The organism is Staphylococcus sp. MI 10-1553, assembly GCF_010365305.1.
GTDB lineage: Bacteria > Bacillota > Bacilli > Staphylococcales > Staphylococcaceae > Staphylococcus.
The window spans coordinates 28430-53185 of record NZ_CP048279.1 but is presented as its reverse complement, the minus strand read 5'-3'; the positions used below and the strand labels follow the sequence as shown (position 1 = coordinate 53185).

General features: G+C 31.6%; 23 protein-coding genes and 2 pseudogenes. 3 read left to right on the top strand and 22 right to left on the bottom strand.

The genetic code is table 11. The features are described 5' to 3' along the window. Nucleotides 1-624: 624 nt before the first annotated feature. Genes GZH82_RS00245 through GZH82_RS00180 form a run of 14 tightly spaced genes read right to left on the bottom strand, consistent with a single transcriptional unit; the run spans nucleotide 625 to nucleotide 12065 of the window. Nucleotides 625-1068, bottom strand: a complete 444-nt coding sequence (locus GZH82_RS00245; RefSeq protein WP_162680790.1) for an NUDIX domain-containing protein — start codon at nucleotides 1066-1068, stop codon at nucleotides 625-627. Next, nucleotides 1065-1976: a protein kinase family protein gene (locus tag GZH82_RS00240; protein WP_162680789.1), complete on the bottom strand. Its 912-nt coding sequence runs from the start codon at nucleotides 1974-1976 to the stop codon at nucleotides 1065-1067. The genes GZH82_RS00245 and GZH82_RS00240 overlap by 4 nt, the downstream gene beginning before the upstream one ends. Before the next feature lie 3 nt (nucleotides 1977-1979). Then, nucleotides 1980-2720 (bottom strand): 5'/3'-nucleotidase SurE, encoded by a 741-nt coding sequence (locus GZH82_RS00235; RefSeq protein ID WP_162680788.1) that lies wholly within the window; start codon nucleotides 2718-2720, stop codon nucleotides 1980-1982. Then, the gene (locus tag GZH82_RS00230) at nucleotides 2701-3675 is read right to left on the bottom strand and encodes a hypothetical protein (RefSeq protein WP_162680787.1); all 975 of its coding nucleotides are present in this window, start codon (nucleotides 3673-3675) and stop codon (nucleotides 2701-2703) included. Before GZH82_RS00230 ends, GZH82_RS00235 begins: the two co-directional genes overlap by 20 nt. Before the next feature lie 2 nt (nucleotides 3676-3677). Next, nucleotides 3678-4163, bottom strand: a complete 486-nt coding sequence (locus tag GZH82_RS00225; RefSeq protein ID WP_457853063.1) for a P-loop NTPase family protein — start codon at nucleotides 4161-4163, stop codon at nucleotides 3678-3680. Beyond that, a complete protein-coding gene (locus tag GZH82_RS00220; RefSeq protein WP_162680786.1) occupies nucleotides 4144-5142 on the bottom strand; it encodes a hypothetical protein in 999 nt (332 codons plus the stop codon). Before GZH82_RS00220 ends, GZH82_RS00225 begins: the two co-directional genes overlap by 20 nt. Nucleotides 5143-5154: 12 nt before the next feature. Further along, nucleotides 5155-5919: an SDR family NAD(P)-dependent oxidoreductase gene (locus GZH82_RS00215; RefSeq protein WP_162680785.1), complete on the bottom strand. Its 765-nt coding sequence runs from the start codon at nucleotides 5917-5919 to the stop codon at nucleotides 5155-5157. A 10-nt stretch (nucleotides 5920-5929) separates the two neighbouring features. Beyond that, nucleotides 5930-7153: a DegT/DnrJ/EryC1/StrS family aminotransferase gene (locus GZH82_RS00210; protein ID WP_162680784.1), complete on the bottom strand. Its 1224-nt coding sequence runs from the start codon at nucleotides 7151-7153 to the stop codon at nucleotides 5930-5932. An 11-nt stretch (nucleotides 7154-7164) separates the two neighbouring features. Then, complete coding sequence (locus tag GZH82_RS00205) at nucleotides 7165-8364, bottom strand: methionine adenosyltransferase (RefSeq protein WP_162680783.1); 1200 nt, start codon at nucleotides 8362-8364, stop codon at nucleotides 7165-7167. Beyond that, nucleotides 8357-9445 carry an inositol-3-phosphate synthase gene (locus GZH82_RS00200; RefSeq protein WP_162680782.1) on the bottom strand — a complete coding sequence of 363 codons (1089 nt, stop codon included), beginning with the start codon at nucleotides 9443-9445 and terminating at the stop codon, nucleotides 8357-8359. The genes GZH82_RS00205 and GZH82_RS00200 overlap by 8 nt, the downstream gene beginning before the upstream one ends. A 1-nt stretch (nucleotide 9446) precedes the next feature. Continuing rightward, on the bottom strand, nucleotides 9447-10391 hold the full coding sequence (locus GZH82_RS00195; RefSeq protein WP_162680781.1) for an HAD hydrolase family protein: 945 nt from the start codon (nucleotides 10389-10391) through the stop codon (nucleotides 9447-9449). Nucleotides 10392-10410: 19 nt separating this feature from the next. Continuing rightward, a complete protein-coding gene (locus tag GZH82_RS00190) occupies nucleotides 10411-10671 on the bottom strand; it encodes a PqqD family protein (RefSeq protein ID WP_162680780.1) in 261 nt (86 codons plus the stop codon). Continuing rightward, nucleotides 10661-11485 (bottom strand): nucleotidyltransferase domain-containing protein, encoded by an 825-nt coding sequence (locus tag GZH82_RS00185; RefSeq protein WP_162680779.1) that lies wholly within the window; start codon nucleotides 11483-11485, stop codon nucleotides 10661-10663. The genes GZH82_RS00190 and GZH82_RS00185 overlap by 11 nt, the downstream gene beginning before the upstream one ends. Continuing rightward, nucleotides 11478-12065, bottom strand: coding sequence for a CPBP family intramembrane glutamic endopeptidase (locus GZH82_RS00180; RefSeq protein WP_162680778.1), 588 nt, complete (start codon nucleotides 12063-12065; stop codon nucleotides 11478-11480). The genes GZH82_RS00185 and GZH82_RS00180 overlap by 8 nt, the downstream gene beginning before the upstream one ends. Nucleotides 12066-12382: 317 nt before the next feature. Between GZH82_RS00180 and GZH82_RS00175 the strand changes: the two genes are divergently transcribed. Continuing rightward, a complete protein-coding gene (locus tag GZH82_RS00175) occupies nucleotides 12383-13609 on the top strand; it encodes an MFS transporter (protein ID WP_162680777.1) in 1227 nt (408 codons plus the stop codon). Nucleotides 13610-13699: 90 nt separating this feature from the next. Here the strand turns inward: GZH82_RS00175 and GZH82_RS00170 are convergent. Further along, nucleotides 13700-15398: pseudogene (locus GZH82_RS00170) on the bottom strand (IS1182 family transposase). A 270-nt stretch (nucleotides 15399-15668) separates the two neighbouring features. Here GZH82_RS00170 and GZH82_RS00165 point away from each other — a divergent pair. After that, nucleotides 15669-15791, top strand: a complete 123-nt coding sequence (locus GZH82_RS00165; RefSeq protein WP_162680776.1) for a type I toxin-antitoxin system Fst family toxin — start codon at nucleotides 15669-15671, stop codon at nucleotides 15789-15791. Between the two features lie 67 nt (nucleotides 15792-15858). Beyond that, nucleotides 15859-17008, top strand: a pseudogene (locus tag GZH82_RS00155) (IS3 family transposase). A 233-nt stretch (nucleotides 17009-17241) separates the two neighbouring features. On the opposite strand, the gene rlmH reads toward GZH82_RS00155, so the two are convergent. The 7 genes from rlmH to GZH82_RS00120 form a co-directional block, all read right to left on the bottom strand. After that, on the bottom strand, nucleotides 17242-17721 hold the full coding sequence (gene rlmH, locus GZH82_RS00150; protein WP_162680775.1) for a 23S rRNA (pseudouridine(1915)-N(3))-methyltransferase RlmH: 480 nt from the start codon (nucleotides 17719-17721) through the stop codon (nucleotides 17242-17244). 412 nt (nucleotides 17722-18133) lie between these two features. Continuing rightward, nucleotides 18134-18916, bottom strand: a complete 783-nt coding sequence (locus tag GZH82_RS00145) for an MBL fold metallo-hydrolase (protein WP_162680774.1) — start codon at nucleotides 18914-18916, stop codon at nucleotides 18134-18136. A 22-nt stretch (nucleotides 18917-18938) separates the two neighbouring features. After that, complete coding sequence (locus GZH82_RS00140) at nucleotides 18939-19718, bottom strand: two-component system regulatory protein YycI (RefSeq protein ID WP_162680773.1); 780 nt, start codon at nucleotides 19716-19718, stop codon at nucleotides 18939-18941. Continuing rightward, complete coding sequence (locus GZH82_RS00135; protein WP_162680772.1) at nucleotides 19715-21052, bottom strand: YycH family regulatory protein; 1338 nt, start codon at nucleotides 21050-21052, stop codon at nucleotides 19715-19717. The genes GZH82_RS00140 and GZH82_RS00135 overlap by 4 nt, the downstream gene beginning before the upstream one ends. After that, nucleotides 21042-22874 carry a cell wall metabolism sensor histidine kinase WalK gene (gene walK / locus GZH82_RS00130; protein ID WP_162680771.1) on the bottom strand — a complete coding sequence of 611 codons (1833 nt, stop codon included), beginning with the start codon at nucleotides 22872-22874 and terminating at the stop codon, nucleotides 21042-21044. Before walK ends, GZH82_RS00135 begins: the two co-directional genes overlap by 11 nt. A gap of 12 nt (nucleotides 22875-22886) precedes the next feature. Beyond that, nucleotides 22887-23588 (bottom strand): response regulator YycF, encoded by a 702-nt coding sequence (gene yycF, locus GZH82_RS00125; protein ID WP_014612681.1) that lies wholly within the window; start codon nucleotides 23586-23588, stop codon nucleotides 22887-22889. A 250-nt stretch (nucleotides 23589-23838) separates the two neighbouring features. Continuing rightward, complete coding sequence (locus GZH82_RS00120) at nucleotides 23839-24072, bottom strand: SdpI family protein (RefSeq protein WP_238989591.1); 234 nt, start codon at nucleotides 24070-24072, stop codon at nucleotides 23839-23841. Nucleotides 24073-24756 lie beyond the last annotated feature (684 nt).

Below are 24756 nucleotides of genomic sequence, written 5' to 3'. Positions count from 1 at the left end.
TACCTTTGAGACTATTTCTATCCTCCATTTACTACTTTGATTTAAAATAGAGACACAATAGCTCGCTTCTCAATCTGCATATTCATTCAATCGTAAAAATATTAATTTTTTCATTTGCAACATTTGAGTTAATCTTTGCTGATAAATCCCCACACTATTTAACACATAAAATAAAGCTTTGTTCATATTATACTTATTTACTAAATTTGAGCTATATTTATTTATATTTTAAGAGGAGGCTAGGAATTACACTCCACCCCCTCTTTGGTGGCATTGTTCTAAAAAAATAAAAAGCGACCTATCAAAAGATCGCTTTACTGAACTTAATTTATCATTCAAATCAATGATACCTTCTATATCGCGTTAACTCTATCTTATGACTCTACATTTTCCGTTCTCAAATGCTGATAACCACGTTCTATGTAATTTTAAATCTCTATTTACTTGTTCTTGTGTTATTTTCAATTCTTTATTCGTTTGGGATGAAGTTTAGGTTGCCTTTCTCTATGTTATGAAATAGATGTTACGTTAGCGATTTAATCCAAATATCCGTTTAAGTTGTCAACTCTGTACGTGTTTTTTACACTTCACAACAGAATACTTCATTTTAATAAAGCTCTAAAATTATTTCCAAATATACTTACTTATATTTTTAGGTGCTACTATATCTTTGCGTTCTAGTTCATATACTTCATTTTTATTAAACCACTTCCAACCTTTAAAAGAATTTTTTTCATTTTGAGACATTAAATCTATATTGATAGGTGTATCTGAGTTCAAAAAAAACTTATAATATGTTTCTCTACTAATAAATGTTTCATTTTTTCCATAAATTGTAACATCTAGTTCTAATTTTATATCAGATTTTTCTGGAACTATCACTATTCCTAACTCTTCATATATTTCTCTTTTCAATGCATCTTCAGAATTTTCCCCTATTTCAACCCCACCTCCTGGAGTAACCCATAAAATCCTTTCACCAATAACCTCTTTAAAAATAAACTGTTGTAATAAAACTTCATTTTTTTCATTAATTATAAAGGCTCTAGAACTTTTTCTAACTCTCATAAATCCTCCTTATTTAAGGTGTATATTACCTCTTCCATGAACTCTACTGTCCACTTGAGATACCACTCTAATTTTCCTCGACTATATACGGAAAAAATTTCTATTTTATCTTCTCTAGGAACTAGATTGACAAATACCATGTTAATTAGATTTTTGTATTCAATATCTGTTAATTCAAAATAATCTAATAACATTTTTATCTTTATATTATCTAATTTGAAAGAGCCACGTTTTTTTCTACATAAATATATTAAATACGTAGATATATCAAAAATTCTAGGACGGATTGATAATGAATCCCAATCTATAATATCTATAGAATCTTGAGAAAATAAAATATTAGTATTTTGATACTCACCATGTGAAATAGTTTTCTGAAGTCTATCGAATTCCTCTGAAGAAAATGAGGTGTATCCAATTAACATTTTTAATTTTTCTATATAATCATTTTCAATACTGCCATAGTAGCGATTAATTAGCTCTAATGTCTTTAAAAACATTTTTTTAGAATCTACATACCACTCTGAAACATAAAAGTTATCATGAAACTTTATCTCTCCTACATTAGGAGTCATATTAACAATCCTTTTTAAGAAGTACATACTTTTCATCATATGATTCGAATTATGGTGGTCAAAGAGTTCCCCTTCATGATATATATATACCATCCAAAAGCAACTATCAAAATATGTAAACATGCGCCCATATTTATTTAGAACAATGTTTTGCAAGACACCTCTTTCTCTCATAGTATTAAATAGAACTTCATTAATAGACATTTCACTCGCTACTCTTTTAATTATATATTTCTTATTGATTAGAACTATAGGATAAGATACATTTCCATTGACTATTTTTATAGAATCAATTTCAATATTATATAAACTTGCAACTTGTGTTATTTTCATTGTTTACTCCTTTTTGTTGTTAGAGTATAAAAATTTATTTAACGTGATACTTTCATGATAACCTTTCAAATATCCTTTGTATCTATTGAAACATCCAACCATAATAAAATTTTGGGATGAAATGTTTGAATTTATTGATGCCGTATTACTCTTTAAAGTAAAGCTTTTCTTATTATTATATTCTACTTTAAAAGCTTGATAGTTTTCATCAATACTTCTATATTCAGAAATCAACTTTATCGGCATCTTTTTTGACATCAACTTAATATTAATGTTTATCAAACACTTATATTTTTTATTCACTTTAAATTCGTTCACCATTTTATTAATGTTTATTTTGTTTCTTAAAAAAATAACATTACCTTCGAATGATATGGCAATACTAGGGATATTTTTAATAGTTGCCTCTAATGCTGCCCCAAATGTTCCACTGTAATATATTGTGTTTCCGTAGTTCAATCCTTTATTTATTCCAGATATTATAAGGTCTAAAGAAATATTTGATCTTTCCAAGTCTTCCATTCCAAAAAGAACACAATCTAAAGGAGAGCCCTGAATTATTTTAATATTGTTATTGAGCTTTTCAACAAAAACTTTTTTTTCTAAACTTACTTTTGAAGATTGTCCCGATTGATTAGTTTTAGGAACGTAAATATATAAGTTGTTATTCTCTTTTAAGCTATCTATTAAAATGTATAAAAGTTCTGAGTTATATCCGTCATCGTTAGTAATTAATATATTCATTTATCCACTCCATTTCACAAAGCTTTTCTATAATTTCGTCTGTATTTAGCCCCTCAAGCATTTCAAATAAATACATATTGTTATTATTCAAAGTGATGACAGGGTTTTCAAACATGCGTTTTATACAAGATAAGGTAAATCCTCGTTTTAACAAGTGTTGAATGATAATGAAATCTGTTAATTTTGGCTTCTCACCATTATGCTTTTCTGAAAATAAAATAATTGATTTTACTGCCTCGAATGGGCTAGGAGAAATATGGACTCCATTGTAAATTGTATTTATTTTTACATTAAAATAGTCAGACTTTTTTAAAAGGGAATGACGCAAACTTTGCTTATGAGCATTATGAGGATCGAAATTACCAATCACTTTATCGGCTAAGTAAGGCATATTTTGGTTACTGCTGCATTCCATAAAAATAGAAATGTTATTAGGTAAACAAAAATGTTGCTTTTGATATGGGTGAAAAGCATTCAATACCTCATACTCAATATCATCGTGTTTTATGTTAAGAGAATATATACCATTGGATACCTTTTTAGAGCCAAGTTTATGTGCCAATTTTTCAAGTTTATACGAATTAAAATTACTTTTATATTTTCTTAGAAATTCATACGATCCTATGATATGTTTTGAAAATGATTTTATTTCTTTCATTTTCGAATATTTATTTAGAGTATTGTATTGTTGTTCTATTATATAATTTTCTCTAATATATGAACCTTTAAATGCAGAAATTGAATGCACTTTAATAGAATGATTACTCAGATGATTAAAAATGAACGGAATTATCTCTTCAATTCGCCCATTTAAACATTCAGGCTTAATTATTATTGAAAAAATATTTTGATAAGTATCTTTACTTATTCTGAATTCTTCGTGTATATACTTATTATAACTTTTCGACTTTTTTAACCTATATACCCCTTTTATTAGCTCATTAATATTAACCATAATTATAAACCCTTTATTTTAGTATTATAATTCTCATTGAAATACTTTTTTAATTTATATTTATATAAATAGTGCATTTTTATCGTATATAAAAACATACCATTAATTGACCAAAAGAATGACCAACTTTCTATATTTCCGTTACAAACAGCAATATTAAGTTTTATTCTTTTATATGTTCTTCTGATTACTCTAAATATTTTCTTCCTTAATGGAATTTCTATATAAATTATTACTTCAGAAAATTGTAATAAATCTTCTTTTTCATTGTAATAACCATCAATTATCCAGCTATCAAGTTTCAAAATTTCTTTTAATTCTTCCTTATAAACGTCTATATCTTTAATTTTCCAACCAGTTTCCCACCTTATTTCATCAAGGCTAAATACAGGAATTCCAGTCTCTAGAGATAGTTTTTTTGAAAGAACTGTTTTTCCTGAACCCGGAGATCCTACAATCCATATCTTTCTATTTTCCATATTTTTCAATATATCCCCTAATATAATGTGGCGTTTTTTTTATATAGAAAAAATTTTGTCGTAATTCTAAACCAATTGTTTTTTCTAAGATTTCGTCAATTACTGGTGACGATTGAATTGAACTGAAAAGAAAAAATTTTTCAAATTCTTTAAAATGCTTATTAATATCAGGCTCTATATTTGTTAATAGATTCTGTTTAAATTCACTTTTTGATAATCTTGTGATTTGAGGATCTGTAATGGCATCATCAAACTTAGGAAAAATAATATAATTAATTCTACACTCATCTTTTATCATACTATTAGTAACATTGGCAAGCTCATAAGGATATAGAAAAGTAGCAGACTTCTTTAATTTAGTTTTATTTGAAGGATGAGTTAAATTTTTAACTATAGACACTTTATCCATTTCCAACATATCAAAAGTATCATTTCTTACAGAAACAGCTCTCGGCCATCCATACCCCATTATATTGGTGCCTTCTTTTTTGACAGAAATGTCATCATTTGTTACGTAATAACTACTTTTGTTAAGCCAAGATAAAATAGTCGACGTTTTTCCAGACATTTTTTCCCCCATAATTGATATCCCTACATTATTTATCTTATCGTAAACTAAGCCTCCATGGAAAAATAGCATGTTTCGATAGTTTAAATAGTTTCTGAATATATCTCTTATGAAGCGAACAGCTTGTTGTATTTTCCATTCCATATTAAAGGGCTCACATATTGAAATTACTCTTTCTGATTTAGATACTTTGAATTTTTTTAATGGTTCACTTAGAGCGTTCATTTCGGAAGTTATTATTTCAAAGTCTTTCAATGTCACTTCATTAATATAAATTTTCCATAAATCATTATTTATTGATTCCTCTTTTTCAATAGTATAATAAGGATATAATATATTGAATATTTTATCAAAAATGTCTAAATCTGATATTAAATAAACCTTATAATTTAATCTGCTGATACTGATTATGTTATTCATAATCCCCCCCCTTTACTTTGCTGTGTACCCACCATCTACAACTAAATTTTCTCCAGTAATAAAAGATGACTTTGCTGACGCTAAAAATAAAATCGCATTTGCAATCTCTGAAGGTTCAGCTACTCTTTGTAGAAAATTGCCTCCCCCAAAATCCGGATGAATATCAGCTTCTTTTTTAGATATCCCATGTGACTTTCTTATATGATATTCATTATTATTTGTCCACACCGTTCCAGGAGAAACACTATTAACTCTAATGTTGTACTTACCTAAATCCATCGCAAGACATTTAGTCATATTAATCAAAGCAGCTTTTGTAGTATTATAAAGTAGGTAATTTTCTTGAGCCACCATGCCAGAAATAGAACATATATTAACTATATTAGAATCTTCTTTCATTAATTTTCTAGAGTATTTCGTACACAAAAATGTACCAATAATATTAACATTTAATATATGACTCCACTCTTCTACACTAGCATTTAAACCCGAATCGTTAAAGACGCCAACATTATTGATTAATATATCTATATTTTTATAATTATCATAGATTATATCAATAGCATTCTTAACTGAATTTTCGCTACTTATATCAGTATGTATAAATAGACATTTTCTTGTAATAGAGTTAATTTTCTTTTCAATTGAAAGGCCATCTTTTACATTTTTCTCTAAAATAACCACAAAAGCCCCCTTTTTAGCAAACTTAATTGCTGTTGTTGCTCCTATGCCATTTCCTCCTCCAGTAATGACAACTACTTTTCTTTGAAAATCCATATCCGTATTCTCACTTCTTTCTTTTTAATATATCAATATTCTTAGATATTTTTAGAAAAGCTTTATATATAAGGTGTAATTCATTTTCTGTTAAAGAGTGATATGCAGGCATTCTCAAAATATTTTTCGAATATTTTTCACTATTTTTTAAATCTTCTGCATTTTTTATATCAAATATTTTAATAATTCCTTCGTCAGTGTGCAGAGGTATAGTGGATGAAGCTGATATGTCTAGACCTTCTGCATTTAATGCTTCAACGTATTTATCGATATTTAGTTTTTTTTCAGCAGTATATAGCATTTTAAAAGTAAAATAAGATGGATCAGTTGAATCATCCAAACTTTTTAAAACTTTAATTTCTGGAATATCAGAGAGTATATTATATAATCTTTCTAAATTATTTTTTCTTAGTTCAATATAATATTTCCAGGAAGAAAGTTGTGTATTAACTATGCCTGCGCTAAAGGGATGTATACGAAAGTTATGACCTAAACCGACATATCTATACATGCTTAAAGAAGAATTTTTCACTTCTGAAAAAGCTCTCTTTTGTAAATAACTAATTAAGATGGATTTTTCGTATAAATACCTATCTCTTAATAGAATGACTCCTCCCTCGCCACCTGATAAAAGTTTTTTTTGCTGTAGACTAAATATAGAAGCATCTCCAAACGTCCCTACATATCTATCATTTATTTTGGCACCAAAGCTTTGTGCACAGTCTTCTAAGATATACGGATTGAGACCTAACTCGTTTAGTTTACTTTTTAAGATATCCACTCTAAAAGGAAAACCATCCATATGAGTTACGATAATTAATTTTGTTTTTTCACTCACAGCTTCTAATGTTTTATCTAATGAAGTAATAGGAAAGTCAGGTATTGTATCTATTAATTTTAAATTTACTTTCATATCACAAAGCGGCATTATGCTTGCTGGAAAAGTATATGTTGGAGCAATAACTTCATCGTTTTCTTGTAAATCGATAGCCTTAAAAAAAGTATATATTGCAGAAGTTCCTGAATTTAATGCTATACAATATGGCACCTCAAATAAATTCTTAAAGTTTTGTTCAAGTTTATAAATTTCGTCATCCTTGTAATTAAACGAAATTTCATTATTATCAATCATATCCAAAACCTTTATTTTAGTTTTATTGTTAAATACAGGCCAAACATATCCAATTTTTTCATTAAATATAGGATGTCCCCCAAACATAGCTAGTTTTTGCATCAAACCATTCCTTACCACATAATATTGTCTTTAAAAATTAAATCATTCAAAAGATTGTCTATATTTTCTAGATGATCTGATATTATACCCTTTATAATATCTTCATTAATTTCTTTATACTCTTCTAAAATATTCACAATAATTTTATCTGGCGATTTTAAAGGTGCTTCTTTATATGTATATATATGAATTTCCACCCTAATACCTAAATCCATATATAAAGATTTTGCTAATCTTTCTGCTAAAACTCCATAAATTTTGCCTGTATGATCTAATGGATTTTTTCCGCATGGTGCCTCTATACTCATACTTTGCATAGGAGTAATAAGGCCATTTATCCTATTACCTCTTCCAACAACACCAACATCTCCAGTATCTGCAGCACTTCCTAATACTGTTATATATGGATTTCCTGTACTATCTTGAGGATTAACATTTAATCCAACACTAAAGCTAAAATTCTTCTTAATATAGTTTTGAATATCCTTTTTACACATAGCTACTTTTTCCTTATAATCTTCTCTGTCGACTAAACATACAGACAAGATAGGTATGTTTATTAATAAATTAAAGGAGTCATCATTTCTAGTTCCTATTATTTTTACATCCCACCCTGAATAAGGATGTTTTTTTTTGAATTCATTACTATTTATATATCTTTCAGCTTCAATAACTAAGCTTTCTAAATCTGTAAGTGGGTAGTGACTAGATAATAAGTTACAATCATTTGAAACAAACTTATCAGTATTAATATTTACTAAATCATCAATACTTTCTGGCTGATATCTAGACTTCCTTCTACCTGCTCCTTGATGATCTACAGTCTCATCAATAATTTCTATATGCTTATCAGGGTTGAAATTTGTTAACACATTTTCTAAAACTTCTAATACAGCATTTCTAAAAATACTATCCAAAGGTATCGAGTCAGCTCCTACCTTTTTCACACATTTTCCTGCAATTATAATTTTATAAGGTTTTAATAGCTCCCCTTTTCCATAGTCAATATTAGATTCTCCACCGATTAAAATAACTTTATCAAACCAATGATGTGCAAATCTACCAAATTTTTCATAGCAATATCTTGAGTATTTCTGGGAGCACTTTTCGGCGATAGCATCACAAATCGTATCAGGATGCCCTACACCTTTTCTTTCTACAAACTCGATATTTTCTTCTCGTACTTTTTTTTGTATTAAAATATTACTCATCTTTTTCCTCCACTCTCTCTATAAATTTACTTATAGCATCTAATGATTCTGATTCCTTTTTTCCTTTTACAGGGCTTTTAAATAAAAAGGCGCATGTTTCTTCCACTTCATTAATACCAAGCTTCTTATCAATAGCTACCTTTGCTATTCTGACAGCATTAGCAATTACTCCCGCCGAATTAGGGCTATCTTCTACTTCAAGTTTAGTTTCCATTGCGATTTTAGACCCTAATATTGAAGTCCCTTCAATTCTTAAATAACATACCTTTGTATCGTTTAAGTATTCAATGTAACCATTAGGTCCTGCAGATACATTTGTTGCATCTATTCCTGCAGAAAATAAAGCATTCTTTTTAGAAATCTGTTTACTTCTATTTCTGGACGAATCAGAAAGATTTAAAAAATCCATATTCCCACCAAAATTTAATTGGTAAGTATTATTAATCTCTATTCCTCTACTATGAAGTAATTCTATAAGTGCTGTATGCAAAGTGGTAGCTCCCATATGACTCCTCATATCATCACCTAATAATGGAATATTAGATTCTATGAATATATCTCTTATTTGTGTATCTCTACTCACTAATTCTGGCGTGCAATTAATAAAAGCAGTATTTGCTTTAGCTGCAGCTAGAGCATATGATTTAACATCTTTTTCTGATCCTGTTGGAAGATAACATATTAGTACTTGTGTTTTAGATTCTACAAGTGACTTAGCAATATCATCTACCGTTACTTCATTACATTCCTCGTTAATATTTATTTTTTCAAGAACAGTAGATGGAAGCCTGTTATTTAAAATACCAGGTGTTACAATTGTGTTAATTTTAGACACATCTACGTGGTTTACAGAGTTATTAGGGGATTGATATATAGCCTCCGATAAATCTTTGTTTATTTTGTTAGTGTCTATATCAAATGCAGAAGTAAAATTTACATTTTCACATTTATAGCCTCCTATACTTTCAAACATAATTCCTTCATGATTATTTAATTTTCCTGATTTAATACCTTCGATTAATTGGACAAAACTTGATGCGCAATTTCCTACTCCAGCAATACCAACATTAATGACCTTCATGTTATTCCTCCAATATACATTCAATTTTTTCTAATTTTTTTAAGCTTTCTGATATTTCAGAAAAATTATAAAAGTTCAAAAGAATTTTCACTGTGTCCCAATGACTATTTGAATCAATATAATTTTTATATAATATATAATCTAGTTCTTCAACTTTTTTTATTTCACCTCCATTAATTACGTAAAATTCATCTTTAAATTTTCTTATACTAACTTTTTGATTCTTAATGTAATTTATTTTAAAAATTTCAGCTTTTTCTACTATTTCTTTTAATATGTCTACTGTTTTTGAAACTGTATAGTATTGCAAAATTCCCATATCATTTTTCTCATAAGATTTATTAAGAACAATATTTAATAGAGTTTCATCAAATATTGTAGAATCACTTGGAAAGTTCCCTATACCAATGAAATCTACACTTTTCTCATTAATATATTTACAGAATTTACTTAATGCCTTTCCTTTATCTGTATTAATGCTATGTATTACAATATTATCATTATGCGTCCTCATCATTATATTTTGGTTATTCCCAAACAATCTAATAAATTCTTTTTTTATTTTTTTAATTTTATAAAAATGTATTTTTATATTGTAAATATCTTCTGTAATCACCTCGTATTCTTTTTTTAAAGATATTTTTGTATTTTTATAGTATATTTCAGTAGCCAGATTCTTTTTTTGGCAATAACTCAAAATATCTAAACATATCCCCTTATCTATAGGGTCATGATACAACAATTTATTTCCTGCATATGTTTGAGCACCTTGTAAAACAATAGCTGCATCCACTTCTTTGAACAAGCTTATAATATCTTTTGATTCATTTAAGGACCTTCCTGTAGCTATAATTATTCTATGACCTTTACTTTTATATAGATTCATCAAATTAATAAGTTTAGTGTCAACAATACCATTGCGTATAATGGTATCATCTATATCCAAAACAAACCCCTTAATCATCTCATTCTTCACTCAATTCTATCAAATCGTATTTAAGCATTTTTTTTAAAAATTTTTCACCATCTTTTTCTACCTTTTTTTCATCAACATCAAATTCCGAACAAATTTCTTGATATATTTCCTTTTTATTTTTTTGACCATCCATTTTTTTCCAAAATTCTATACCTATGCCTTCTAAAAAATATACTTCTCCTTCATATACAAGAACATAATCATCTTCAAATTTTTTTAAAGTTGTAAACGGATTTTTACTATAAATCATAGTTATGCACCTCTATTTCAGTATTGATTTTTTGACAAAGAGTAATAACATTTTTTAATTTTTTTTTCATAATTAAGTCGTTTCTTAAATCTAAACCTTTATATACATCATATATGAAGTCTTTTATATCTAAATCATTATGCTTCTTATTCATATCATATCTATTTATTTTTTTTAACCTCCACTTACTACTAGGGTTAGTTTCTCCCCTAATCGATAAATAAGCATCTATACACAAATTCAATAAATCAATCCCCATAAAATAACCTGTGACAAATTCTTTCTCTTTAAATGCACCATGAATATCATGCATTTTCACCGCATAATAGGTGTTAAGAGTTTGCGTATGTATCCTTCTAAATTTGTTTTGGTTTATACTCTCAAAGATTTTATAAAAGTTTTCCTCGTTGTAAATAACTTTTCCATATTTCATTCTGTGAAGTAAATCATATCTTTCATCAGCTGCGTATGCATTTAGTACATTAACTTGCTGAATATATTCCGTAATATAACCTGATTCAAGAATTTCAATGTCGAAATTTCTTTCTTCATATGTAGCTGTTATTATTGTTTTATTTCTTCGCTCGATTATATTTATTAGCTCATTCTTTTTAACTCTATTTATAAATTCTTTCAAAAAATGAGAATTCTTCAATATGACAAATATATCGATATCGGAGTTTTCATTTCCAAAACCTTCTAACAAAGATCCTGAGATAAAAACTGTTGATACATTTTCATTATTCAAAAATTCAATGTCATTATAACATTCAAAAAACTCTTTGGTTTCTTTAACTAATAAATCGCTATTCATTTTGAAATCTCCTTTTATATAAGTATATTCTCATTTCTGTTATGAAATAAGGAATGTTATATAATATATGAAAAATTACAGGATATATTATGTTTTTAGTTTTTAAATATATAAAAATAGCTATTATGGAAAAAAGCGTTAACTTTAGATAGTATATTGGATTTTTTACACCTCTTCCAACAAAGTGGGCAATATTAAATAATATGACACTAACAATCATTAATAATTGGGCCTTTACATTTAATAAAGAAAAACTCAGTACCCCTCTATAAAATAATTCTTCAGTAATAGGTACTAGTGTTACCTCCGAAAATCTCGAAAATAAGTTTTTTAACTTTACATCATAAGATAGTTTTAACATAATTTTTTTATTAGAATAATATATTTTGGGTATTTCAAAAATTATCATTATAATTGCTGCTATTATAGATAGTGTTAAAAAATCCAAACTTACTTTTAGTTCTATGGATGGTAGGTTTGTAAACATAAATATAGAGAGGAAAGGTAAATTAATTATAATAATCCGTATTACCCTTGCAATCATTCCTCCTCTGATGTATTTATGTGCTACTTTAACCACAAAAGTAGATATTATAAATACAGATATATACAATAATAAAAACAACATTTTTAGAAACCTCTGAATAATGAAAATATTAATAATGAATGAAGGTCAAATAAATATTTGCCTTCATTCATTACATTACTAAACTGCTACGTTAGCCGCTGCGTTAGCTTTAGCGCTACCTTTTTTCACTTTTGGTGCTTTATATGTCTTTTTCATAAATTTCACCTCCTATATGTCAATATATAAGTAATAATACAATAAGACACATAAATATTTCAAGTATTGATAATTTTCTGTATAATTAACAAAAAAAAGATATAGGTGATATTATGAATGAAATCAACAATTTACCAATGAATATTAAAGTAATATTAGTTGGTAGTAATTTAAACAGATTAATTACAAGTGCTATATTCCCTTTCATTGCTCTATACTTATCCGACATGTTTTCAAATTCATTTGCATCCATTTTTTTGTCTTTCTCAATAATTTTAAGCTTTTTTATAAACATATATTCCGGTTATATTATTGATAAACTCCCCAGAAAGAAATTATTGATATTGTCATCATTCAGTGAATTTATTATCTTTGTATTTTTGACTATTTTTTTATTTCTCTCTTATAATGTTTTGTTTTGTGTATTTTATATATTATTAATGGCTTCTGGATCTTTTCGAAGACCATCCCTAGAAGTTCTAATGCAAGATTCAGTGACAAATGAGTCTAGAAAATTGACTTACCGTTTAAATTATTGGTTAACAAACCTAACTATGTCAGTAGGTTTCTTAATAGGAGGTGCTTTATATTCAAACCATAAAAGCACACTATTTTTGTTAGCAACTATTTGCTCTTTAATTCTAACCTGTACTTATCTTTTTTTTGTAAGGGATATAAAAGTTTCTATAAAAAAAACAAACAAAATCAACCCTTTTTTTGAGCTTTTAAATTCTTATTTAGAAGTATGTAAAGATAAAAAATTTGTCTATGTAACAATAGGTATGATGTTTATATTCTCAGCCGAAATAATAATGAGTAGTTTCGTCGCAATACGGCTCAATAATGAATTTAATCCTATAAATATATTTTCTTATAGATTGAATGGTGTCACTTTATTTTCAATTTTGCAATTCACAAATGCTATTGTTGTGGTATTATTAACATTAATATTAGGAAAATATTTAGAAAAATATAATGAAAAATTAGTTTTCTTAGCAGGTATTTTTTTATACAGTATTGGTTACGCTATTAATATCTTTTCTAATATATGGTGGGTGTTGTTATTATTTATAATCATTGCAACTATAGGTGAAATAATATACGCTCCTTCTTATAATGCCCAAATTCTTAATTTGATTCCCTCAAATAAAAGAGGTGCTTACAATGCTTTTAGATCGCTCTCAATTACCGGGGCAGAACTCATTGGCAGATTGTCAATATTAATAGGAATCATCTTACCCTCACAAATTATGGGCATAATCTTATTTATCCTTTTAAGCATTTCAGGCTTTATAATATCTAAGTATTTGTTTCAAAATACAGTTTCAAATACACATTAATCATTCATGTCTATTATGTTACAAATCAAATTGTACCGTTATCATGTATGTTTAGAGAATTCCAGTGAAATGGATTAATTTCTGTATGAATTACAAATAAATCATTTTTACACATGGGGCTGGGACATAGACCTTCAGCTCCTTTAAGAAAAAGACGTCAAAATTCATTTTTTTAGAATTTGACGGCTTTTTTCTTATTAACGAACGAAAACGAGCACTTATTTTAGCTAGTTTTCGTATATTTACTGCCATGAGTGCGATGCCAAGTTCACACTCAACCTTTGATTTTGTGCGAACCGATAATCTTTGGAAACCCAAATTAGCCTTCAGATTTCCAAAAGTTGATTCAACATCTATCTTTCTCTTTTGATAAATGTGTTTCGTCTTTGGATCTGAAAGCTGTTGATTTGTGAAGGCTTTAAAATAGTCCCAAGTTAAATTTTTAAATAAGCGTTTATTTGTGTTGGGGTTCGTACTTTGCTTCATACATTGACTTCGTAATGGACAGCCCACACACGCTTCACATGCATATAATTTAAAATCTCTTTGAATACCGTATCCATCTCTTTTCTTTCTGTAACTTTGGAAATGTAATTCCTTTTTGTTAGGACATATATAGTAATCATCTATCTCACGGTATTCCCAGTTAGCAGTAATAAATGGATTGTTTTTATATTTGCGCTGCTTCTCTTTGAGATACATACTATAAGTGATTAAAGGTGTTTTCTCAAATTCATCGAGTATCATGGTATAGTTGTATTCACTTCCGTAACCCGCATCTGCCACAATATACTCTGGAATGTCACCATATAAATTGTGGATGGATTTTAAAAGTGGTTCAAGTGTTCTTATGTCACCTGGATGACTATAAACACCAAAAGCTAAAACGAATTGATTATGGGTTGCGATTTGTAGGTTATAACCCGGTTTCAATTGGCCGTTTCTCATATGATCATCTTTCATTCTCATGAAGGTCGCATCGTGGTCGATCTTTGAATAACTTTTTCTGTCACCATAAATTTCCATTTGCTTGTCATATTTGATTTTTCGGTTTTTAAAATCTTGGATGGCTTTCTTACTTTGTCTCACCTTACTTCTTTCTTTTCTAAGGGTTTTTCTTGTCTCTACATCTTGAGTCGTTTCAATTTCAGAATTAAGCGCATCATTTTTATGTTCTAAAATGCGTCTCTATTTGATTCAGTTCTTCACTTGTTAATTCATGCCCAGATTCACGCTTGATTTCAGGAATAATCTCTTCAGAAACGAGTTGCTCATATAATGACGTTGATTTTTCAATGACAGACTGACTCAAACGCTTCGTATTAGCTAGCCACTGGAATGTGTATTGATTCGCATTTACTTCTATTTTTGTGCCATCAATATAAATGACGTCCTCTGTAATGAGTTTATCTTCTAATAATTGTGCTCTTAAACCGACAAATAAAATATGTAGAAATTCCATCATATGGGGGTTCACTCTAAAGCGATTGATGGTTCTATAAGTTGGCGTTTGACCTTGCGCAAGCCACATCATTCGGCAACTATCTTTTAACAGATGCTCGATTCTTCGTCCTGAAAAAACAGAATGGGCATAACTATAAAGTATGATTTTTAACATCATTTTTGGATGGTATGATGAAGGACCTCTTTGGCTATAATATGGATTAAACGCTTCTTGGGGGATAGATTCTACAAGTTTGTTAATAATAAATACAATATCATTTTCTGGAAAAGACATCTCAGTTTCTATTGGAAGTGTAAGTTGAAACATGTTATAATTTTTATACATATAAAGCACCCCTGTCTATTATTTTTGTCGTTATTAATAATTATACAGGAAGTGCTTTATTTTTTTAAATAATATCTAAAAAAGCTCTGATTAAATGTTTTTTTACATCTAATCAGAGCTTTTTTAGCGAAGAGGGCAGGAATTACGTCCCAGCCCCATGTATGGAGTTCTTTGTTTTTGGACATTTTTTAAAGATTAAAAAAGAGGAAATGAGATGAGGGTCGTTTATCTCTCAAAGCGTCAAATCGACTTTGAGAGGAAGTCTAATTTATGCAGGAAATCCTTGTACAGCTAGCTGTCACCATTGTCAGTGGATGTGTTATTGCACTATTTTCGCATTGGCTAAGCAAGCGTAATATTAGCTGCAATCGAGTAGGAGTGATGCTAGACTAAGAAACGGACACAGTAAATTGATAAGAATTTAATGTATAATAAAAGAAATCAATTTATAGGAGTATCAATGATGGCGAGAAGAAAATACGATCATAGCTTTAAAATGGAAGCAATTCAATGAGTAGAATCAGGGAGACGTGCCTCAGAAGTTTCTAGAGATCTAGATATTCCTATTCAAACCTTAACAAGATGGCTGAGTATATACCGTAAAGACGGTGAAAAAGGGTTTGTCGGTAGCGGTAAACGGACGTCCAAGAAGCAAACAGAAGCTGATTTAGAGAAGCGATTAAGAGATTTAGAAGAAGAGAATAAAATCTTAAAAAAGGCTATGCACATCTTTGCCAAAGACCAGAAGTAATATACAAGTTTATCTATGAACACCGACATGAATTTCGTGTCGTAAAGATGTGCCAAGTTCTAGGTGTTTCGAGAAGTGGTTATTATGATTGGAAAAATCGCAAGCCAAGTGCGCGCATAGTGAAGCGTGAAGGTTTGAAGAAGCAGATTTATCAAATCTATATTAAAAGTCAAAAACGATATGGAAGTCCCAAAATCACACAAATACTAAGACGTCATGGACATACTGTAACCCAAAGAACTGTCAGTAGATTGATGAAGGAACTCGGTATAAGGTCTATCACAAAAAAGAAATACAAGGCAACGACCCATTCAAAGCATCATCTTCCTGTATACCCTAATTTGTTGAACCAACAGTTTAAAGTATCGCAACCTGGCAGTGTTTGGGTAGCTGACATCACGTATGTATACACGAAAGAAGGATGGCTCTATTTAGCAACTGTCATGGATTTGTTTTCTCGTAGAATCATTGGTTGGGCGATGGCACCTCGTATGACTAAAGCACTTGTGATATCAGCTTTAAACAAAGCATATACAATTCAAGAACCTAGAGAGGGGTTAATCCACCACTCAGACCAAGGAAGTCAATATGCCTCAATAGAATATCAAAATTTACTACGTGAAAAAGGGATTCAGAGCAGTATGAGTCGTAAAGGAAACTGTTACGACAACGCATGTATAGCATCTTTTCATAGTATCATTAAAAAGGAATTGATACATCATAAGAACTATCAAACGAGGAATGAAGCGATGTTTAGTATTGTGGAATATATCCTTACTTTTTACAATTCTAAAAGCATGCATTCAACGTTAAATGATATGAGCCCATTGAATTTGAGAAGAAATACGCAACAAAATAACCTAGCTCATCATGTACTTTTTGATTTTCAAAAGTACATGATGAGCTAGGCAAGCAAGCGAAGCGCGGTAGAATTCTCTTTTTTCTGTGTCCGGTTTCTTGACATAGATCCAATATTTTTCTTTAATCACTAATACTTTATTATTTCAATTCATATTTAAGAATAAAAATGACACCTGCATAAATGAAATCAATGTTATATTCCAATGTCGAATAAATCAATCATTTTTAACTTCACTTATGATATGCTTCTCCCCGCATTATTTTAAATGCCCGATATACTTGCTCTAACAAGATAACGCGCATCATTTGATGAGGAAATGTCATTTTGCTGAATGACAATGCGAAGTTGCTTCGGTTTAAGACGTCTTGATGTAAGCCATTAGATCCCCCTATCACAAAGGTAAAGTCACTCGCACCTTGCGTCATACGTTGATTTAATGTTGTAGATAAGGCTTCAGAGCTAACCATCTTACCTTCGATTTCCAATGTGATGACTGTAGATTGTGGTTTGATTTTACTTAAAATACGTTGGCCCTCTTTTTGTTTCACTTGTTCGACTTCTTTATCACTCATTGTTTCAGGTGCTTTTTCATCTGGAACTTCAATAATTTCTAATTTTGTGTATGCCCCTAGTCTTTTGCTGTACTCTGCAATAGCTTGCTTCCAGTATTTCTCTTTCAGTTTTCCAACTGCGACAACAGTAATTTTCATTTTGACCTCCATTGTGAATAAACGCAAAGTTATCCACAAGTTATTCAGTTACTCACAGGTTTATACCCATTATAACGTTTTTTGTATAAAGTTTGTACACAGTTTTTTAGAAAATATCAAGATAATTGTGCATAAGACTGTTGATATGTGGATAAGTTTGTTGGTAAGTAGGTTATTAACGTGTGAATTGTGTGTAAGTGCATTATTTTGTGCACACATTTGGGGATAAGTGCTCTATTTGTTGCACTTTTATACATCTTACTTAGATAATTTTTTATCCACCTTGTTAAAACAGGGAGATATCTTATTATTAAGCTACTGATGCTTCTATTATTTTGCATAATCATAAAAAACACATGAACCTCAAGACTTTTACTTGAAATTCATGTGCTTCTATCTATCAATTATTTCATTATAACGTATATATTGGTGTAGGTATCGCTTTATCCGTGTCACACAACTTCACTTCATTCACAGTATCAATATCATGTTCTTGCAAGATCTGACCGACACTCATACGGGCCAAGTCTTTCATATTGTTATCCTGTGATAAATGCGATAAATAAATCCGCTTCGTCTGGCCTGTGATGACATCTTTCATTGCGTGAGCTGCGTCTTCATTCGACACATGTCCCATATCACTCAAGATGCGTTGTTTCGTCTTCCACGGATAACGACACATTCTTAACATATCGACGTCATGATTACTTTCAAATATAAAGGCATCACTCCCCCGAATCATCCCTTTCATTCGATCAGAGACGTAACCTGTATCCGTAATCATCGTTAACTTCTTATAGTTATTATGGAAGATATAAAACTGTGGATCGATCGCATCGTGTGATACATTGAACGATTCTATATCAAAACCTGCAATAGACTTCGTTTCATATGGATTGAATACAAACTTTTGATCTAACGGAATTTTAGAATCCTTTTTATCAATACACGTCCATGTTTTTTCGTTCGCATAAATCGGCACACCAAACTTACGTGCAATGACGCCGAGCCCCTTAATATGGTCGCTATGCTCGTGCGTCACGAGAATGCCGCTTAAATCTGAAATTTTCCGGTCGATTTGATCGAAAAGTGTCTCCATTTTTTTACCTGTGAGTCCTACATCGATCAACAAACTGCCTTTATCGCTTTCTACATATGTCGCATTGCCGGTACTACCGCTTGCGAGTACACTCATTCGTATCAAGAGACCACCCTTTCTATTGTTCAATAATTTGTGGATTGGACGAAATTGCCTCTACATAATACGTATGTGTGCCATTTGCGTCTTTCACTTTTATTTCCCAGTTGGCTTGCAAGACTTGAATATTCGTCTCTTTGACCACCGTATAATAACCGAGTCGGATGTTTTCGACTTCTTGGTCATGTTTTAAGTACTGATTATAATAAAGTGCTTCGACAGCTTTATGGGCACTAATGACTTGTCGTGGTTCATTATTCGCCCCTTTAGACGGAAGGACGTCTTCCATTGCAGACTGCTCATACGCTTTGACTGTATCGTCTTTCACATCAAATGTCAGTTCTGCACGATTGTTATTCATAATCGGGAAGCCTTTATACGTCTGTTCATATTTAATTTTGCCATCGCTCGTATCGTGATATTGATACTCGTTGCCTTTATAAATATTTTGATCGATGTACGGTTTCAAATGCGAAATAGGATCGAGTTTCACATTGACACTTTCACTCATTTCTTTGTCCAATGTGTGCCCGTTATTTCGTGCTTCTGCTTTATCATTTTTTTCCGCATCATCTTTAAAGTCTTTCGAACGTGCTGTAATGAGCTGCATTTTCACGTGGCTCACATCAGGCATATTTTTCGGCAATTTGATATTTTCTTGTTCAAAGTTAACCGAATTTTGCTGTTCTGCATCACTAATTTTCGATTTACTAATTTTATCATTATACACAAAGATTAAACAAATATTAACGAGGAGAAACACGACGATGAACAATGATTTTGCACGTTTCCAGTTCATGTCTCAATCAACTCCCCGTCTTTATATTCGTACCACTCGTGATCATATTGAATGTACCACGTCGGTATAAACTGACTGCCTTCTTGAATTTCGATACTATTTTCCGGTCCTTTAATCGGATTCATGCGATAACCGATGACCATTTGTTCGACTTTCGTAAAATCAATATCACCTTTGCTAGCTAATACAGAACGCACATCTTCCAAATCCGGTAACGACTCAGGCTTTTCACCGTTATCAATCGTCACGTTCGTTTTTAATAAACCGCGACTGTATTCATACAAGCCACGTTCACCCCACAAGACGCGAATTTCGTTTAATTGGTCCGGATAAAAGATTGGACGTCCATTCAGAAACATTTGATAAGTAATATGTCCATGGTCACTGTCCGTACTAAATAAGCGAAAATCATCCGTAAACCCACCATGTTTATTAATAAAATCAAACGCACGTGGCAAGTTGACGTTCATATTACGCGTACTATGCTCATCTTCTGACAAATTGGTATAGTCATACGTTTCACGATTCGCATTATAGTTCACGACGCCCGTATTGTTGTTGTATGTCGTGTTCCCACTATTCGTTGTACGCACAATCGGCGTGTTATCAAACAGAATCGCGTTCAAATCTTCCACGTTAATACGATTAAAAATAGTTCGGTATGCTTTTAAGTTTTTCGGCGCTTTCAAGGCATACATATACGTCGCCTTATTAATCGTACTGCGGTTCGTCACAACATCTGAGTACGGTTCCAAGTCCGCTTTCATTTTCTGAATGCGCTGCTGCACATATTTCGTATTCAAATTCGTTTCTAACTTAATCGCACGTTGATGATTCGGCTGCATGGCATAAATGATCACATGTTGGGAATCATCGACATCTAAAATAAGTCGGTTAAATTTAAAGTTTGTCGGCACTTTCGCAGGAATTTCAATGACTTCATTCAAATACATCGACAGCGGGATGTCTGACGGGTAGTCTAACACGACGAAATGATTGCTCAAATCACGCAATAACACGACGTCATCATTTTGAATATCTTCTACTTCAATAATGCGGTGTTTTTGAAATACGGTCATTAATGTATTCACATCTTTATTTGCTGGCATACCTTTTACATCGTCATTTTCAATATGCACAAGCTGTAAAGGCGTCACCACTTGACTAAACGCTTTATCGTAACGCGTCCCGATTGCCTCTGTCTCATCTTTCGTATGCACATTGTCCGCATCGGTTAAATCAGGCGAAAAGTTCCAAATCATCACCGTCAACACAATACTCGATAGGACGAGGATGGCTAACACAATTGACTTAATCAATTCTCTAATTCGCATCCCAATCACCTTCCTCAATTTTCTCACAAGGTAATGTGATGAAAATGGATGTGCCTTGTCCTTCTACACTATTGGCCCAAATACGACCGTTATGGGCTTCGACAATTTCTTTAGAGATGGCAAGACCCAGTCCTGTACCCCCCATCTTTCTCGTACGTGCCTTATCCACACGGAAAAAGCGGTCAAAAATCTTATCTACTTTATTAATCGGAATCCCAATCCCGTTATCTTTAATTCGAATCGTTAAACGACTATGGACGGGATTATGTTTCACGTGGAACTCGACACGTTTCTCACCGCGCGAATATTTCATCGCATTCGTAATGACGTTGTCGAACACTTGCGTCATCTTGTCCGGATCCACTTCTGTAAATATCGTCTCTCGCGGAATATCACGCACGAACGTCGTATCTTTCGCAGCCATCTCATGTCGATTAATAATTTTATTGATAAACATATTAAAGTCGACAATCTCTTTCGTAATCGTTTCAGACTCATTGTCCATTTTAGACAGATGTAACAAGTCATTGACAAGACGAATCATTCGCTCAGTTTCCTCACGAGTGACTGATAAAAATTGAGGTGCAATCGATTCATCACGCCATGCGCCCTCTTCCAACGCCTCGATATAACTGTTCATAGACGTTAATGGTGTCCGTAATTCGTGTGATACATTCGCTACAAACTCGCGACGTTCTCGTTCAATTTGTTGTTGCTCAGTGACATCATGTAGCACTGCAATGTAACCTGTCACAAAGCCAGTATCTTGCACAATCGTACTAAAGTTGACACGTGCAATAATACCTTCTTCTTCATTAATATCAATGAGGACACTATCATTATTTTCATTTAATTCTTCAAGTGAAAACTCATCTTGTAAATCTAATACATCAAAAATAAAGTACCCGGAGACTTCCTCTTTAGACTTCCCTAGCATTTTCAGCGCCATATCATTAATAATGCGCACACGGCCACGTCTATCTGTCGCAATAACCCCGTCACTCATATGGGTAATAACAGAATCCAGACGCCGCTTCTCACTTTCCGTATTCGCCTGTGCTTCTTGAACACGTTTCGACAAGTTATTAAACGCTAGCGCCAATTCGCCAATTTCATCATTACCATAAATTTTCACACGTTGCGTATAGTTCCCTTTAGACATCTCGACTGTCTGATTTCGCATATCAGTAATCGGCTTCGTAATCGTACGCGCAATAAAGAAACCGAGAATCACTGTAATAATGAGTGAAATCCCTGTACCTACGATAAAAATTTGGTTAATGCTACTTAACTGATCATACACTTGGTTAATATTCGACTCAATATAAATATCACCAATCATGCCATCGCCAGTCACCACCGGCATATTTTTAATCCATACACGCTGCTTACCTTCACCGTAATCTTTCAGCACCGTATCCGAATTTTCTTGCCCAAGCGACAATGCCTTTTGAATAGAACTATCATTCGCTTTTTGGTTAATAATCGTACGATTCGATTGCTTTGATGTCGCAATAATGATTTGATCTTTATCAATAAAGCGAATTTCTATCATTTCATTACGATTGGCATATTCGTTGAGTAAATTTTGAATATCTTTTTGTGTATTACCTGAATCATTGCCATCTGCATATATTTTTTCAATTCCGAGCTCGATTTGTTTCGCATTTTGAGAAATGTTTGTCTTAAACGTCTCAGTCATTTCTTTTTCGAGGCTATTCGTAAAGTACAGACCAATAATTTGCATACCAATAATAATCAACAGGACATAGACAATAACAAGTTTCGTGTGAAGGGATTGAAATTGTTTTAACCACTTCATATTTGCCATCCTCTAATCATGTTGTTGTAAGAAATATCCAACACCACGACGCGTCACAATATAGTCTGGATGAGAAGGATCATCTTCAATTTTTTCACGTAAACGACGAATCGTGACGTCTACAGTACGCACATCACCGAAATAATCATAACCCCATACCGTTTGGAGTAAATGTTCACGCGTCATCACTTGTCCCATATGTTTCGATAAATAATGGAACAATTCAAATTCACGATGCGTCAAATCAATATCTTCACCGCGTTTTTTAATAGAATAAGCGTCTGGATAAATCACAATATCTTTAATTGTAATTTCATTCGTCTGCATGTGATTTTCTTGACTCGGTTGTGTATAATGGCGGCGTAAATTAGCCTTCACACGCGCAATCAATTCACGCGTACTAAATGGTTTTGTCACATAGTCATCCGCCCCAAGCTCAAGACCGAGTACTTTATCAATCTCTGAATCTTTAGCCGTTAACATAATAATTGGCATTTCGAATTTTTTACGCACTTCACGGCACACTTCCATACCGTCTTGGCCAGGCAACATAATATCGAGTAACACGATGTCAGGTTCTTTTTCATAGATTAAGTCGACCGCATCGTTGCCATCATATGCGACAAATACTTCATAACCTTCTTTTTTCAAATTAAATTCTAATATATCCGCAATTGGTTTTTCATCATCGACTACGACTACTTTTCTTGCCATAAAAATGACCCCATTTCTTAATAAGTACATAATATCGGTTGCTAACTGGCATAATACTATACCTTATAATGTATCACTAATATCAAGTGAATTCTATCTATTTAACCCATTTTCATTTGTATGATAAGGCACAAAATCCATGCATTCAGTTTATGCATCCAGCTTTTTATTGACATTGAGGTAAACGGCCAACTATATACCTACGAGAACTATCGATTGTACATCGAAGTTACAAGTAACGCATCGTTGTCTAAAACAATGAGCACGATATCCGCAATGCATAATAGAATTGAATATAAAGCCGTATATCCAAAATCACCTTTAGTTGACGGACAAAGGAGACTTGAGCTATTTCCCAATTCTTTTGATTTTTCATCGTTTTTCTAGTCCGAAACCCAAAAAAGTAATTGATTTTTTGAGATACAATATGTTGGAACACAATCGCTAATAAGAATAAAAACAAACTACTTGGTAACAGTATCATTGGTGTTATTCCCTCTTTAGTTCAGTTGTACCATAATCATAGACAAACGGCTACACTCACTTTTAAAGAAGAAATAGGGGACTATTGGGGAGCAAAAAGATGGGGGGACTACATTATCGTTCAGAAAATTCTCTTACATGATTCGAATGACTTCTGAAAAGCATCAAAGAAAGCATAAAAAGACTCCTTACATGCCACATACGCAACACGTAAAGAGTTGATTCACACTAGTGCTTACCACCAGATACGAAAATTGAGAGTAATAATTTAATAAATTCAATAATAGCCTTAACCATTAAAAACACCTCCTCTATACACTTTCAGTATATGCCTGTTGACAGTAATAAAGAGGTATTTTGCTTAAATTATGATTAACACTGCATAGTTGTCATAACAGCGTATTACAATCATCAGTTACGCAAGCCTAACTGTTTTAAAGACCAAACATACTAAGATTAGCTGTGAAGAAATTTATGACGATAGATTTCTTCACAGCTATTTTTTATAGTTGTAGAGAGAAGTAGATCGCGCAGTCCCTTGGATCTTTGAATCCGTAATGTAAACTGATCAGCTTTACTCTCCTTTTGAAATTTGATTGAAGTATGTTGGGTTTTAGAAACCGTGTATAGGAAAATGAAATGAAAAAGGCTAAGTAAAGTTGAAATCTTCTCAATTCAATAGAGA